The 15,331-nt window shown below is 61.3% G+C and carries 9 protein-coding genes; 5 read left to right on the forward strand and 4 right to left on the reverse strand.

The features are described from left to right. Window positions 1-80 precede the first annotated feature (80 nt). The 4 genes from CW305_RS21430 (at window position 81) to CW305_RS21445 (ending at window position 5,889) form a co-directional block, all read left to right on the forward strand. Window positions 81-338 (forward strand): hypothetical protein, encoded by a 258-nt coding sequence (locus CW305_RS21430; protein WP_104098912.1) that lies wholly within the window; start codon window positions 81-83, stop codon window positions 336-338. 375 nt (window positions 339-713) lie between these two features. Beyond that, window positions 714-2,519 carry a phenylacyl-CoA dehydrogenase gene (locus CW305_RS21435; RefSeq protein ID WP_023445082.1) on the forward strand — a complete coding sequence of 602 codons (1,806 nt, stop codon included), beginning with the start codon at window positions 714-716 and terminating at the stop codon, window positions 2,517-2,519. Window positions 2,520-2,681: 162 nt separating this feature from the next. Next, window positions 2,682-3,971: a GGDEF domain-containing protein gene (locus CW305_RS21440; RefSeq protein ID WP_044313861.1), complete on the forward strand. Its 1,290-nt coding sequence runs from the start codon at window positions 2,682-2,684 to the stop codon at window positions 3,969-3,971. Between the two features lie 139 nt (window positions 3,972-4,110). After that, complete coding sequence (locus CW305_RS21445; protein ID WP_044313860.1) at window positions 4,111-5,889, forward strand: acyl-CoA dehydrogenase C-terminal domain-containing protein; 1,779 nt, start codon at window positions 4,111-4,113, stop codon at window positions 5,887-5,889. A 414-nt stretch (window positions 5,890-6,303) separates the two neighbouring features. Here the strand turns inward: CW305_RS21445 and msrA are convergent, their stop codons facing one another. Beyond that, window positions 6,304-6,951 (reverse strand): peptide-methionine (S)-S-oxide reductase MsrA, encoded by a 648-nt coding sequence (msrA, locus tag CW305_RS21450; protein ID WP_104098913.1) that lies wholly within the window; start codon window positions 6,949-6,951, stop codon window positions 6,304-6,306. Between the two features lie 111 nt (window positions 6,952-7,062). After that, window positions 7,063-9,735, reverse strand: coding sequence for a bifunctional diguanylate cyclase/phosphodiesterase (locus CW305_RS21455; RefSeq protein ID WP_104098914.1), 2,673 nt, complete (start codon window positions 9,733-9,735; stop codon window positions 7,063-7,065). 149 nt (window positions 9,736-9,884) lie between these two features. Here CW305_RS21455 and CW305_RS21460 point away from each other — a divergent pair, with 149 nt between their 5' ends. Next, window positions 9,885-10,373: a hypothetical protein gene (locus CW305_RS21460; RefSeq protein ID WP_104098915.1), complete on the forward strand. Its 489-nt coding sequence runs from the start codon at window positions 9,885-9,887 to the stop codon at window positions 10,371-10,373. 87 nt (window positions 10,374-10,460) lie between these two features. On the opposite strand, the gene aceF is transcribed toward CW305_RS21460, so the two are convergent. Then, window positions 10,461-12,467 carry a dihydrolipoyllysine-residue acetyltransferase gene (gene aceF / locus CW305_RS21465; RefSeq protein ID WP_104098916.1) on the reverse strand — a complete coding sequence of 669 codons (2,007 nt, stop codon included), beginning with the start codon at window positions 12,465-12,467 and terminating at the stop codon, window positions 10,461-10,463. 27 nt (window positions 12,468-12,494) lie between these two features. Continuing rightward, on the reverse strand, window positions 12,495-15,140 hold the full coding sequence (gene aceE / locus CW305_RS21470; protein WP_104098917.1) for a pyruvate dehydrogenase (acetyl-transferring), homodimeric type: 2,646 nt from the start codon (window positions 15,138-15,140) through the stop codon (window positions 12,495-12,497). Window positions 15,141-15,331 lie beyond the last annotated feature (191 nt).

Genomic DNA, 15,331 nt, shown 5'->3' on the forward strand with positions numbered 1-15,331 from the left:
CGCATTGCGGCGACTCGCGCCTTGCGGTACGTGTCGGCATCTGCTTGAATGCTGGCAACCTGATAGCGCGTGGAGTCACCATGCAAATCACCAATAACCTTCTGGGCGCGGGCCTCAGTGCCTACCAGGGCGGTCAGCAGCGCGTCGAGCAGGCCGCTTCTTCCATCGCCTCCGCCAACGCGCCAGTGCTGGGCAACTCCCAGGCGGTCACCGAAATCACCGAAATCACCGAGCAGCTCATCCAGTTGAAGGTCGGTGAACACAGTGCCAAGGCAGGTGCCCGTATGATCCAGAGCGCTGACGAAGTCCTCGGCACGCTGATCGATACCCAGGCCTGATCGCGTCCTCCGGCGCTCATCGATTCTCCTTGCTGATTCGAGTCGTCATTCATGCGCTCGGCCAGCTTCGCTTTTCTCCTTCCTGCATCTTCGTTCCTGCCAGTCAGCTCGGCAGGCGCCGGGCTTGCTGCGTCTTTGCAACATCAGAGTTCCTATTCCCGAATTTCGCCAGGCGTGGCCTTCGCTCGACCTGAATTTGGCTGATTCAGCCGATAAGTGGTGCCCTGTTCCGCGCTTGACATCGCTCAGGTCGAAACGTATGTTTCAAACGCCTGTTTGACCCTTCGGGCTGGTAGTCCGACGGTCGAAATCGAATTCAGATGGCTGGGTCGCCCGGTCAGCTTGTTACAAGAACTCACCGCTGAGGTTTACGCTATGCCCGACTACAAGGCCCCCTTGCGCGATATCCGTTTCGTACGTGACGAGCTGCTCGGCTACGAAGCGCACTATCAGAGCCTTCCGGGATGTGAAGACGCCACCCCGGACATGGTCAACGCGATTCTCGATGAGGGCGCGAAGTTCTGTGAGCAGGTACTCGCTCCGCTGAATCGCGTCGGCGACATCGAAGGCTGCACCTGGAGCGAGTCGGGCGTGAAGACGCCGACCGGTTTCAAGGAAGCTTATGAGCAGTACGTGGCAGGCGGCTGGCCGAGCCTGGCCCATGACGTCGACCACGGCGGTCAGGGTCTGCCCGAGTCCCTCGGTCTGGCGATCAGCGAAATGATCGGTCAGGCCAACTGGTCCTGGGGCATGTACCCCGGCCTGTCTCATGGCTGCATGAACACCATCGCTACCCACGGTACCGACGATCAGAAGCACACCTATCTGAGCAAGCTTGTGTCCGGCCAGTGGACCGGCACCATGTGCCTGACCGAGCCGCACTGCGGTACCGATCTGGGCATGTTGCGCACCAAGGCGGAGCCCCAGGCCGACGGCAGCTACAAGCTGAACGGCACCAAGATCTTCATCTCCTCCGGTGAACACGACATGGCCGAGAACATCGTCCATATTGTTCTGGCTCGCCTGCCCGATGCTCCGGCTGGCACCAAGGGCATCTCTCTGTTCATCGTGCCCAAGTTCCTGCCCAACGCCGAAGGCGAGAAGGGCGAGCGCAACGGTGTGAACTGCGGATCGCTTGAACACAAGATGGGCATCCACGGCAACGCGACCTGCGTCATGAACTTCGACGGCGCCACCGGCTTTCTGATCGGTCCGCCGAACAAGGGCCTGAACGCGATGTTCACCTTTATGAACACCGCACGTCTGGGTACCGCACTGCAGGGTCTGGCACATGCCGAGATCGGTTTCCAGGGCGGCATCAAGTACGCTCGTGAGCGCCTGCAGATGCGTGCGCTGAGCGGCCCCAAGGCGCCGGAAAAGCCAGCCGACCCGATCATTGTGCATCCGGACGTGCGTCGCATGCTGTTGACCATGAAGGCGTTCGCCGAGGGCAACCGCGCGATGGTCTACTTCACCGCCAAGCAGGTCGACATCGTCAAGAACAGCCAGGATGAAGAGCAGAAGAAGCAGGCCGACACGCTGCTGGCCTTCCTCACGCCGATCGCCAAGGCGTTCATGACCGAAGTAGGCTTCGAAGCTGCCAACCACGGCGTGCAGATCTACGGTGGTCACGGCTTCATCGCCGAGTGGGGCATGGAGCAGAACGTGCGTGACGCGCGTATCTCCATGCTGTACGAGGGCACCACCGGTATCCAGGCGCTGGATCTGTTGGGCCGCAAGGTGCTGATGACCCAGGGCGAGGCGCTGAAGTCCTTCACCAAGATCGTGCACAAGTTCTGCCAGAACCAGGAAGGCAACGAAGCCATCAAGGAGTTCGTTACCCCCCTGAATCAGCTGAACAAGGAGTGGGGCGAGCTGACCATGAAGATCGGCATGGCCGCCATGAAGGATCGTGAAATGGTCGGTGCGGCGTCGGTCGACTACTGCATGTATTCCGGCTACGCCTGTCTCGCCTATTTCTGGGCTGACATGGCTCGGGTTGCTGCCGAGAAACTGGCTGAGGGCACCTCCGAGGAGGCGTTCTACAAGGCCAAGCTGCAGACCGCGCGATTCTACTTCCAGCGCATCCTGCCGCGTACCCGCATGCATGTCGACGCCATGCTGTCCGGTGCCGACAACCTGATGCAGATGGCTGAGGAAGACTTCGCTCTCGGTTACTGACGGGTTGAGGTTGTAAAGAAAAGCCGCTGCTTTGCAGCGGCTTTTTTGTGCCCAATCCAGACGTTGTATTGCTTTTGCCGCATCTTCGCCGGTATTTCGGCTGCACAACGGGTAGCAAGAAGGCAAAATGCTAGCTTTTCTCGGCAGCATGCCGGAGTTGCCGTGTCGCGTACCGTCCCGCCTCGCTTCAGCCATTTTCTCGCGCCATTGGCCCTGTTGCTCGGCGGAGAGGTCATCGCGCGTCAGGTTTCGCTGAACGAGTTCTTCACGTCGCTCTATAACGTCCTGCCGACCGTACTGCTGTTGCTCGGCGGTGCGCTTTGCATGATGTACGGCCGCATCCGCGAGCTGTTTCTGCTGCTCTGCGTCTATCTTGCCTATTTCCTCCTCGATATCCACGCCGATCACTACCGGGCGCATGGCACTCTGCTGGACGATGCTGCACTGACCTTTCATCTCTGCAGCTTGCTGCTGCCGCTGCTTTACGGCCTGTATGGCGTGTGGCGAGAGCGCAGTCACCTGGCGCAGGACGGCCTGGCCCGTGCCGCCGTGCTGTTTGCCGTCGGCGTCGTCGCCGTGGCGCTGGCAAAGCGGTTTCCGGAAGCGTTACATGCCTGGCTGGTGGTGATTCGCTGGCCCGCGCTCAAGGCCGACTGGCTACCGCTCATCCAGCTGGCGTATCCGGTGTTCCTCGTGGCGCTGGTATTGCTGATCGTCCAGTACCTTCGCCAGCCGCGACCTTCCCATGCGGCGCAGATCATCGCGCTGCTCGGCATTCTGCTGATGCTGCCGCAGACGTTCAGCCGCTATGCCGCCCTCAACATTCTGAGCAGCCATGTGCTGCTGATGCTGGTGACGGCAATCGCTCATGAGGCTTATCTCATGGCCTTTCGTGACGAGCTGACCGGCTTGCCTGGGCGTCGCGCTCTGAATGAGCGACTGCAGCGCCTGGGGCGGCAGTACGTGCTGGCGATGGCTGACGTGGACCACTTCAAGCGCTTCAACGATACCTATGGTCACGACGTCGGTGATCAGGTGCTGAAGATGGTTGCCAGCCGGCTGCGCAAGATCGGCGGCGGTGGGCGCGCCTATCGTTATGGCGGTGAGGAATTCACTTTGGTATTTCCTGGGCACAGTATCGAGGAGTGCCTGCCGCACCTCGATGCGGTACGCCAGTCGGTGGAGGCTTATGCCCTGCAGCTGCGTGACGCAGACAATCGGCCGAAGGATGATCGTCGCGGCCGTATGGCCCGGGGAGCGGCGTCGGCGAACCAGGTCTCGGTGACCATCAGCATCGGAGTGGCGGAGCGACAAGGCGAGCAGCGCAGTCCGGAAGAGGTGATCAAGGCCGCCGACCAAGCGCTGTACAGTGCAAAAAAAGCAGGAAGAAACTGTTTGCGAGCGCATGGCAGTGGCCGCGGCGCGGTGCGCATGGCCGAGCATTCGCGTTAGGGTTGCATCGGTATTGATAGTGACTGGTCAAAACTATCTGGTCATAAAAAGACGCTTAATCCTGTCCTGGTTATTCGGTTAGACTCGCTGGAAACGGCCCATAGTGGCCGCAACCCAGTGTCTTGCGAGGAACCTTGCCATGGCTGACTACCAAGCGCCGCTGCGCGACATGCGTTTTGTCCTGAATGAAGTCTTCGACGCGCCGAAACTCTGGCAGTCGCTGCCAGCGCTGGCCGAGGTGGTCGATGCCGAGACGGCCGATGCAATTCTCGAGGAAGCTGGCAAGATCACCGCCAACAGCATCGCGCCGCTCAACCGCAGCGGTGACGAAGAAGGCTGCCGCTGGGACGCCGGGGCGGTTTCTACGCCCGCCGGCTACCGCGAGGCTTATCAGCTATACGCCGAAGGCGGCTGGGTCGGTGTCGGTGGCGATCCGGCGTTCGGCGGGATGGGTATGCCCAAGGTCATCTCGGCTCAGGTTGAGGAGATGATGAACTCCGCCAGCCTGGCCTTCGGCCTCTATCCGATGCTGACGTCCGGCGCCTGCCTGTCGATCTACGCCCACGCCAGCGAGGAGCTCAAGCAGAAGTACCTGCCGAACATGTATGCCGGTGTCTGGTCCGGCTCCATGTGTCTGACCGAACCTCATGCCGGTACCGACCTGGGCATCATCCGCACCAAGGCCGAGCCGCAGGCAGACGGCTCCTACAAGATCAGCGGCACCAAGATATTCATCACCGGCGGCGAGCATGACCTGACCGAGAACATCATCCACCTGGTGCTGGCCAAGCTGCCGGATGCGCCAGCTGGCTCCCGCGGCATCTCGTTGTTCTTGGTGCCGAAGGTGATGGTCAACGAGGACGGTACCCTAGGTGAGCGCAACTCGCTGTCCTGCGGTTCCATCGAGCACAAGATGGGTATCCAGGCCTCGGCGACCTGCGTGATGAACTTCGACGGTGCCACCGGCTGGATGGTCGGCGAGCCGAACAAGGGCCTCGCAGCGATGTTCACCATGATGAACTACGAGCGTCTGGGCGTCGGTATTCAGGGCCTGTCGACTGGCGAGCGCTCCTATCAGAGCGCCATCGAGTATGCCCGCGAGCGTATCCAGAGCCGCGCACCGACCGGGCCGGTTGCGCAGGACAAGGCAGCCGATCCGATCATCGTGCATCCGGATGTACGCCGCATGCTGCTGACCATGAAGGCGCTGAACGAGGGTGGTCGCGCGTTCTCCAGTTATGTCGCGCTGCAGCTCGATATCGCCAAGTTCAGTGACGATGACGAGGCGCGACTGCGAGCCGAGGCGCAGGTGGCGCTGCTGACACCGGTAGCCAAGGCCTTCCTCACTGACATGGGGCTGGAAACCACGGTACATGGGCAGCAGATTTTCGGCGGCCATGGCTTCATCCGCGAGTGGGGCCAGGAGCAGCTGGTGCGTGACTGCCGCATTACTCAGATCTACGAGGGCACCAACGGCATTCAAGCGCTGGACCTGGTTGGGCGCAAGATCGTCGGCAGTGGTGGCACCATGTATCAGGCCTTCGTCGATGAAATTCGTGCATTCATCGCTGATGCCGCTCCAGAGCTGGCGGAGTTCACCGAGCCCCTCAAGGCTGCCATGGACAATCTGGATGAGCTGACCGCCTGGGTCATCGATCAGGCCAAGGTGAATCCGAACGAAATCGGCGCCGCCTCGGTGGAGTACCTGCACGTGTTCGGCTACACCGCTTATGCGTACATGTGGGCACGCATGGCGGCGACGGCATTCGCCAAACAGGATGAAGGCGACTTCTACCAGAGCAAGCTGGGAACCGCGCGTTTCTACTTTGCTCGCCTGTTGCCGCGAATTCATTCGCTGAGTGCTTCGGTCAAGGCCGGAAGCGAGTCGCTGTACCTGCTCGACGCTGCTCAATTCTGAGAAGCCGCGGCTTAATCTAAAGGCAATATGAAATTATTTGGCCATGACGCGGAACGATTAAGCCGCCCTTCAGGTCATAAAAACCGCACCATGTAAGCCTGGACTTACAGCATTGCATCAAGGATGACGCGATGTAGGAAAAGGCTTACAAGGCGTGATGCACAATGGCTACTACAGGCTCACAAGGTCTGACGGTAATCTACTGCTTAAGGACGTGGCGCATGGAAAGCGCAAATCAATAAAACGGACCACACAGGGAGCGGCGCCAGGATGGCGCGCGATCATGGATGTCAGGATTCAGTCTGCAGAGCCCCGCTTCGGCGGGGTTTTTCTTTTCTGCTTAGTTCTTATGCCAGCAGTCAGCCATTCAGGCGGCCTTGCGACCGCTTAGGCTTAGCCCGACTTCCCTCGGCATCAATTCGGCAGGCACACACCGGTCCCACCAAGCCCGCAATATCCCCCAGGATTCTTTGCCAGATACTGCTGGTGATAGGCCTCTGCGTAGTAGAACGACGGTGCATCGTCTATCTCGGTGGTGATGGCCGGAAAGCCCGCTGCGCTTAGTTGCCGCTGGAAACGTTCACGGCTTGCCTCTGCCTCGCGGCGCTGCTGTGCATCCATGCAGTAGATCGCCGAACGGTACTGGCTGCCGACATCGTTACCCTGCCGCATCCCCTGGGTCGGGTTGTGTGCCTCCCAGAAAACGCGTAGCAGCGTGCCGTAGTCGATCTGCTGAGGATCGAAGACCACCAGTACCGCCTCCGTATGCCCGGTAAGCCCGGAACAGACTTCATCGTACGTCGGGTTCGGGGTCAGGCCTCCGGCATAGCCGACAGCCGTTGTCCACACTCCCGGCTGCTCCCAGAACCGGCGTTCCGCTCCCCAGAAGCAGCCCATGCCAAACATCGCTTGGCAAAGGCCTGCTGGAAAGGGTGGCTGCAGCGGGTTGCCATTGACGTAGTGGGCGGGGGGGACCGGTACGGGTGTCGAGCGGCCGGGCAAGGCCTGCTCGGCGGTGGGCAGTGCCTGTTTGTTGATCAGAATCTGCGAGCGTAGCGACATGCGAGCCTCGAGCGGGGAAGGTGGCTGACAAGCTAGGCTACAAAAGCCCGGGAGCCAGTGAAAGCGCCACGGCTACCACGCGTCGCAGAGTTCTGCGCAAACGGCTGGCACTCAGCACCAACGGGGGTAGCGGCGCAGAGCCTCGGTCAGGATGTTGCCGGGGATCGGCTTGTCGAACAGGTAGCCCTGACCGATATCACAGCGATGACGACGCAGGAATTTCAGCTGCTCCGGTGTTTCGATTCCTTCAGCGACGACCTTCAGGTGCAGCTTGCGGGCCATGGCGATCACCGCCGAGGTGATCTCCACATCGTCCTGGTTGCCCGGGATGTCCTTGATAAAGCTGCGATCGATCTTGATCACGTCGATGGGGAATTTCTTCAGGTAGCTCAGCGAGGAATACCCCGTGCCGAAGTCGTCCATGGCCAGCGTCAGGCCGAGCGCCTTGAGGCCGATCAGCTGCTGTCGGGTTTCCTCGGTTGCTTCGAGCAGGAGGCTTTCTGTCAGCTCCAGCTCCAGCTGCGCGGCGGGAAGTTGCTCTTCGAGCAGAATTGCGGCGATCGTGCCAAGCAGATCCGGATCCGAGAACTGCTTGGGTGAAAGGTTGATTGCGATCTGGGGCGTGCCAAGGCCTAGCGCGGAAAGGGTGACGCCCATCCGGCACGCTTCCCGCGCGACCCACTTGCCGATCGGGATGATCAGCCCGGTTTCTTCCGCGACGCTGATGAACTGATCCGGGCGGATCATGCCCTTTTCCGGATGGTTCCAGCGCAGCAGCGCTTCCAGCCCCTGCAGCCGGCCGGTATGCAGGCATAGCTTGGGCTGGTAGAACACTTCCAACTCGTTCTGCAGCAGCGCACGGCGCAGGTTGTTCTCGACGAACAGCTTGTAGTTGGCTTCGGCATGCAGGGCTTCGGTAAATATCTGCACCTGGTTCTTGCCGTTTGCCTTGGCCTTGTGCAGCGCTTGCCCGGCATGCTTCATCAGTGTTTCCGGGTCACGCCCGTGCTGGGGCGAGCACGCCAGCCCCAGGGACCCGCTGACGCTGATCAGCTGCTTGTCGACGAATAGCGGCTTATCGAGGATGCGCAGCACCTGGTCTGCCAGGCGGACGCCTTCGTCCAGTCCCTTGTCATCGAACAGCAGGGCGAACTCGTTGCTGGCAAAGCGTGCCAGTACGGCCTGCTGGTTGAGTCCGTTGCGCAGTCGCCGCGCAAGGCTGGTGAGCAGCTTGTCGCCGGTCTGGTGGCCGAGGCTGTCGTTGATGCGCTTGAAGTTGTCGATGTCCACCAGCAACAGGCAGAGCCTGGGCTCGGCCCCGGCGGCAAAACGCTCCTCGATGCTGCGAATGAAGTACGGGCGATTGCCCAGGTTGGTCAGGTTGTCGGTATAGGCCAGACGCTCGATATGCTGATGCGCCAGTTTGCTGCGGGTGATGTCCTCGTAGATGCCGATGTAGTGGGTCAGCGCGCCTTCTTCATTGAAGACCTTGGAGATGGAAAGCTGACCCCAGTACGGCTCGAGGTTCTTGCGTCGGGAGCGGAACTCGCCTTGCCAGCTGTTGCTGTGGGCAAGTACCGAAGAGGTGTCGAACAGCAGCTCGCCGAGGTTTTCCAGAGCCTTCAGATCGGCCAGACGCTGACCGCGTACCTCGGCTGAGGAAAACTGGCTGATGACGGTGAATGCCGGATTCACATATTCCACCCGGCCTTCTCGGTCGACCAGGATGAAGGCGCTGGCGCTCTGTTCCACGGCGCGCTGGAACAGGCCGAGCATATGGGTTGCGCTGAGCCGCTGCTGATTGGCCAGCACCTGCGCATACTGATCGGCCAGCTCGCCGGCGAAGGCGATCTCGTCGGCCTGCCATGCGCGCGGTTTGCCTGTGTGTTGCAGGCTGAGAACGCCGATTACCTCCCCACCGACTCGAATGCTGGCGTCCAGGATCGAGCGAACTCCCTGCGGGCGATAGATAAGCTGGTCAAGTTCGCAGGTGCGGTGATCCTGGGACACGTCCTGCGCATCGACGGCGCGACCGCTCTGCAGCGCCTGCAAGTAGCGCGGAAAGGGTGCGAGTTCCAGGGCTGAGGGCGTTTCGTAATGGTCGCTGTCGAGTCGGTAGCACGACACTGGCTCCAGGCGCGTGCCGTCCAGATGCCAGATTGTCGCGCGGTTCAGCTCGTAGACTTCGCAGGCGGCCTGGGTGATCAGCTGTGCCGCTTCCAGTTCCGGATTGGCGGAGCCGTAGCGATGCCGAGCCAGCCTGACGATCAGGCTCTGCTGGGTGCGCGAGCGCAGCATGTGCTCGATGTGTTCGTCCTGGGCTTGCTGATGTTGCTGCAGCGCCGTGCGCAGTCGGGCGTTCTGCGCCCTGAGATCCTGATCCGATTCAGGCTGGCGTCCGGGCATCAGATAGCCCCTGAGCAGCTCGCGACCATACTGCTGGCAAACTTCGCCGAGTTCGGTGATGTCCTGCACGCCGTCAGGCGTGTGCAGTCGATAGCTGACTGAATAGTGGCTGCGGCCTGTCAGCTGTTGCTGAATCTCTTCGTGTAGCTGGTGACGGACGCTGGGCTCCATCAGGCTGGCGTAGGGGGCGTCGACCAGGGAGCAAAGGTCGCCGGCGGAAACACCGAGATAACGCTCGCAAGCGGGGTCGAGAAACAGCAGTGTCCAGCTGGACTCGTTCAAGCGCTCGAAACGCAGCATGCCGAGCCGTGAAGGCACTGGCAACTGCGTCACAACCTCGGTCGCCAGACGGCTGGCGGCATCGGTATGTATTTTCATCGAGCGGTTGGCTTCCAGTATGCTCCACGGAGTCGGGCTGGCCTGTGCTCCAGGTGCCGTTCCAGCGAAGGACGATGGCTAAATAATATTAATTTCGGCAAGGGTGCATCATGCGACAGGGACTGACAAGTCGGCTTGCAAAGTTAGTGATGGTCTCGGTTCTCTGCGTGATCGGAACACCTCTGATCGCGAGTGAAGTGGTGGAGTTCGGCTCGGATGAGTCGACTCGCTATCTCACTGAATTGAAAAAGCTTTATCTCACCAGCAGCGATCGCGAAGCGCTGCTCGCGCATAGTAACGGATTGCTCGATACCTACGCATTGCGAGCGGGTTATCAGGTTGGTCAGGCCAATCCGCAGGACTTTCTCTACGAGCTGAGCGTGGCCTCTCCTGGCGAGTTGCGCATACGCGAGGAAGTCCGCAGCAGCAGCGGCGGTGTTGCCGTGCGCAACCGCAGTCTGTCGGTATTCGGGCTTGATCCCTACCTGCAATATCAGTGTCCTGCGCAAGGGTTCAGTTGTTCGATCAGCAGCCCCATCGACGGCCTGCCCTTGTTGGTCATTCTGCGCGACCCCCAGGGTGCCGAAGAGTTGGCCAAGGCACTGTCTTTTCTGATTCGTAATCTGCAGAAGGGTTGACGTAGCAGTTGGTGCGCGTGATCTCTGCACAATAGAAAACGCCGCATCTTCTTCAGAGGATGCGGCGTTTTTCGTTTGGCTCAGCCGTTACAGCAGCAGGGTGCGGATATCCGCCAACAGCTCCGACAGCCGTTTGGTGAAGCGTGCGGCGGCAGCCCCGTTGATTACACGGTGATCGTAGGACAGCGAGAGCGGCAACATCAGGCGCGGCTCGAATGCCTTGCCGTCCCAGACTGGCTGCATCGTCGCCTTGGATACCCCGAGAATCGCCACTTCCGGCGCGTTGACGATCGGCGTGAAGCCGGTGCCGCCAATGTGGCCAAGGCTGGAAATGGTGAAGCAGGCACCCTGCATGGCGTCAGGCGAAAGCTTCTTGCTGCGCGCTTTCTCTGCCAGCTCGGCCGCTTCGCCAGCCAACTGCAGCAAACTCTTCTGATCCACGTTCTTGATCACCGGGACCATCAGGCCATCCGGCGTATCCACGGCGAAGCCGATGTGCACGTACTTCTTGCGGATCAGTGCCTTGCCGCTTGGCGCCAGCGAGCTGTTGAAGTCCGGCAGCTCCTTGAGCAGGTGCGCACACGCCTTGAGCAACAACGGCAGCACGGTGAGCTTGACGCCGGCCTTCTCGGCGGCAGCCTTCTGGGAGACGCGGAAGGCCTCAAGTTCGGTGATGTCGGCCGATTCGAACTGGGTCACGTGCGGTACGTTCAGCCAGCTGCGGTGCAGGTTGGCTGCGCCGATCTGCATCAGGCGCGACATCGCGACTTCTTCGACTTCGCCGAACTTGCTGAAGTCCACGGCCGGGATCGGCGGAATGCCGGCACCGCCCGAGGCACCTTCGGCCGGAGCCTGCTTGGCCTTGTGCAGCATGTTCTTGACGTAGGCCTGGACATCTTCCTTGAGAATCCGGCCCTTGGGACCGGTGGCCGGAACATCGGCCAGGTCGACGCCGTACTCGCGCGCAGTCATGCGTACCGCCGGCCCGGCGTGAACCTTGGTGCCGGCCTTGCTCGGACCGCTGACGGCCGGAGCCGGCGTCGCCGCGGTCTTCGCCTCCGGTACGCCCTGCTTGTTCGGTGCGACGGCCTGCTGCTGGGAAACGGCCTCCTGCGGCCTGCCCTCGGCCTTTTTCGCTGGCGCCGAGCCCTGGACCTTGAGGGTCAGGATCAGGTCGCCGGTCTTGGCATCGTCACCCACCTTGATCGACAGCGACTCCACCACGCCCGCCTTGGGCGCCGGAATTTCCATGCTGGCCTTGTCGGATTCCAAGGTGATCAGCGACTGGTCCGCCTCGACGCTGTCGCCGGCCTTGATCATGACTTCGATGACCTTGGCGCTGCCGCTGGAACCGATGTCCGGAATACGAACCTCCTCCACGGACTCGCCTGCAGTTTCGGCCGGTGCTTCTGCGGCCTGCTCGGTCAGTTTCTCCTTGGCCGGGCCTTGTGCCTGGCTGGCCGGAGCACTGGCCGCTGCCGGCTTGCTCGAGGCGGTACCCTTGAGGATCAGGATCAGGTCGCCGGTACCGACTTCGTCGCCCACCTTGACCGAAATGCTCTCGACTACGCCAGCGGCTGGAGAGGGGATCTCCATGCTGGCCTTGTCGGACTCGAGAGTGATCAGCGGTTGCTCGGCGGCGATGGTATCGCCGGCCTTCACTGAAATCTCGATCACGCTGGCCTTGCCGGAGGAGCCGATGTCCGGAACCTTGATTTCCTGCGACTCGCCTTCCTCGGCTGAGGCCGAGGGGTTTTCATCGCTCGGAGGCGTAGGTGCTTCGGCTTCATCAGTCGGGCCGCCAGTGCTGGCAGCGGCAGGCTCGGCCGCGGCTTGCGCCGGCGCTTCGCTGTCAGTTCCTTCTTCGCTTTCCAGCTCAAGTAGCTCGTCACCTTCTTTCAGGCGGTCGCCGAGCTTGACCTTCAAGGCCTTCACGACGCCAGCCTTGGGTGCCGGGATTTCCATGCTGGCCTTGTCGGACTCCAGCGTCAGGATGCTCTGGTCCGCTTCGATACGGTCGCCGACCTTGACGAACAACTCGATTACTTCACCCTCACCGCTGCCGATGTCGGGTACGCGTATGGTTTCACTCACAATAGGTTCTCCTGTGCGCACGCAGCATCAGCAATCCAGCGGATTGCGCTTCTCGGGGTCGATACCGAACTCGGTGATGGCATTGGCCACCACGGTGCGTTCGATGGCGCCGCGATCGGCGAGTGCCTGCAGTGCCGCGACGGCAACCCAGCGGCGGTCGACTTCGAAGAAGTCACGCAGCTTGGCGCGCGAGTCGCTGCGGCCGAAGCCGTCAGTGCCGAGCACCTGGTATTCGCGCGACGGAACCCACTGACGAATCTGATCGGCGAACAGCTTCATGTAGTCGGTCGAGGCCACTACCGGGCCTTCGCGGCCTTCCAGACACTGCTCGACATAGCTCTTGCGCGGCTCCTCTGTCGGGTGCAGACGGTTCCAGCGGTCGACCGCCAGGCCATCGCGACGCAGCTCGTTGAAGCTGGTTACGCTCCAGACGTCGGCGCCGACACCCATCTTGGCGAGGATGTCCACTGCAGCACGCACTTCACGCAGGATGGTGCCCGAGCCCAGCAGCTGTACACGGTGCTTGAAGTCGCCCTTGGCTTCCTCGAGCAGGTACATGCCCTTGATGATGCCGTCCTCGACACCCTGCGGCATGGCCGGCTGCTGGTAGTTCTCGTTCATCACGGTGATGTAGTAGTAGACGCTCTTCTGCAGCTCCATCATTTCGTGCATGCCGTGATGCATGATTACCGCCAGCTCATAGCCGTAGGTGGGGTCATAGCTGCGGCAGTTGGGGATGGTGCTGGCGAGGATGTGGCTATGCCCGTCCTCGTGCTGCAGGCCTTCGCCGTTCAGGGTGGTGCGTCCGGAGGTGCCACCGAGCAGGAAACCGCGGGTCTGGGCATCGCCGGCCGCCCAGGCCAGGTCGCCGATCCGCTGGAAGCCGAACATCGAATAGAAGATGTAGACCGGCAGCATCGGCTGGTTGTAGTTGCTGTAGGCGGTACCCGCCGCGATGAACGAGGAGAACGCACCTGCTTCGTTCAAGCCTTCCTGCAGGATTTGACCATCCTTCTCTTCGCGGTAATACATCACCTGGTCGCGGTCGACCGGCTCATAAAGCTGCCCCACCGGGGAATAGATACCCAGCTGACGGAACATGCCTTCCATGCCGAAGGTGCGGGCCTCGTCGGCGAGGATCGGCACGATGCGCTTGCCGAGATCCTTGTCCTTCACCAGCTGCGAGAGAATCCGGCCGAAGGCCATGGTGGTGGAAATCTCGCGATCACCGGAACCGTCGAGCACCGCCTTGAGGGTTTCCAGCGGCGGCGTCGGGATGCTGAAGCTCTTCGGCCGGCGCTGCGGCAGCGAACCACCGAGTTTCTCGCGGCACTTGCGCAGGTAGCGCATCTCGGCGCTGTCTTCGGCCGGGCGGTAGAACGGCAGTTCTTCGAGCTGCGAATCGTTGACCGGAATGTCGAAGCGATCGCGGAATTTCTTCAGGCTGTCGATATCGACTTTCTTGGTGTTGTGGGCGATGTTCTTCGCCTCACCAGCACCGGTGCCGTAACCCTTGATGGTCTTGGCCAGGATGACTGTCGGCTGGCCCTTGTGGTTGACCGCCTGGTGGTAGGCCGCATAGACCTTGTACGGATCGTGGCCGCCGCGGTTGAGCTTCCAGACTTCCTCGTCGGACATGCTCTCGACACGCTTGAGCAGCTCAGGGTCAGCACCGAAGAAATGCTTGCGCACATAGGCGCCGTCTTTGGCCTTGTAGTTCTGGTATTCGCCGTCGATGGCTTCGTCCATGCGGCGCTGCATGCGGCCGTCTTCGTCGGCGGCGAACAGTGGGTCCCACAGGCGGCCCCAGACGACCTTGTTGACGTTCCAGTTGGCGCCTTTGAATACGCCTTCCAGCTCCTGGATGATCTTGCTGTTGCCGCGTACCGGGCCGTCCAGACGCTGCAGGTTGCAGTTGATGACGAACACCAGGTTGTCGAGATTCTCACGGCCGGCCAGGGAAATGGCGCCGAGGGTTTCCGGCTCGTCGCACTCGCCGTCACCGATGAAGCACCAGACGCGCTGCTTGCCTTTCGGAATGAATCCGCGGTTCTCCAGGTACTTCATGAAGCGCGCCTGGTAGATCGCAGTGATCGGGCCGAGACCCATGGAGACGGTCGGGAACTGCCAGAAGTCCGGCATCAGGTGCGGGTGCGGGTAGCTCGACAGGCCCTTGCCATCGACTTCCTGGCGGAAGTTGAGCATCTGGTCTTCGCTCAGGCGGCCTTCGAGAAAGGCGCGGGCGTAAATGCCAGGGGAGGCATGCCCCTGATAGTAGATCAGGTCGCCGCCGTGCTCTTCCGTTGGGGCCTGGAAGAAATAGTTGAAACCGATGTCGTAGAGGGTCGCGCTGGAAGCGAAGGTGGAGATGTGCCCACCCAGATCCGGATCCTTGAGGTTGGCGCGCATTACCATCGCCAGTGCGTTCCAGCGGACCAGGGAGCGAATACGGCGCTCCATGAACAGGTCGCCTGGCATCTTGGCTTCGCGGGTGACGGGGATGGTATTGCGGTACGGCGTGGTGATGCCGTAGGGCAGGGGGGTGCCGCTACGTGTGGCCAGTTCGCCCATCCGGGTCATCAGGTAGTGAGCGCGGTCTTCACCCTCGCGGTCGAGGACGGACTCGAGGGCGTCCAGCCATTCCTGGGTTTCGACGGGATCGAGATCTTGCATGGCTTGCTCCATGGCGGAAAGGCTTCCAGAATCGGTTGCCTGTTCGCGACCGGCTTTGTGGGCCGGTGCGTGTAATGTTCTTGGACGAGTGCCGGGGGTAGGACCGGGCGTCTGTAGTTTTACTACAAAATGACGTCGGGATCAGCCCCCTGAAATACTCTTTAGTAGTAAAACTACAGATCAGCGGCGCT

This window comes from Stutzerimonas kunmingensis (assembly GCF_002929225.1).
In the GTDB taxonomy this organism is placed as follows: Bacteria; Pseudomonadota; Gammaproteobacteria; order Pseudomonadales; family Pseudomonadaceae; genus Stutzerimonas.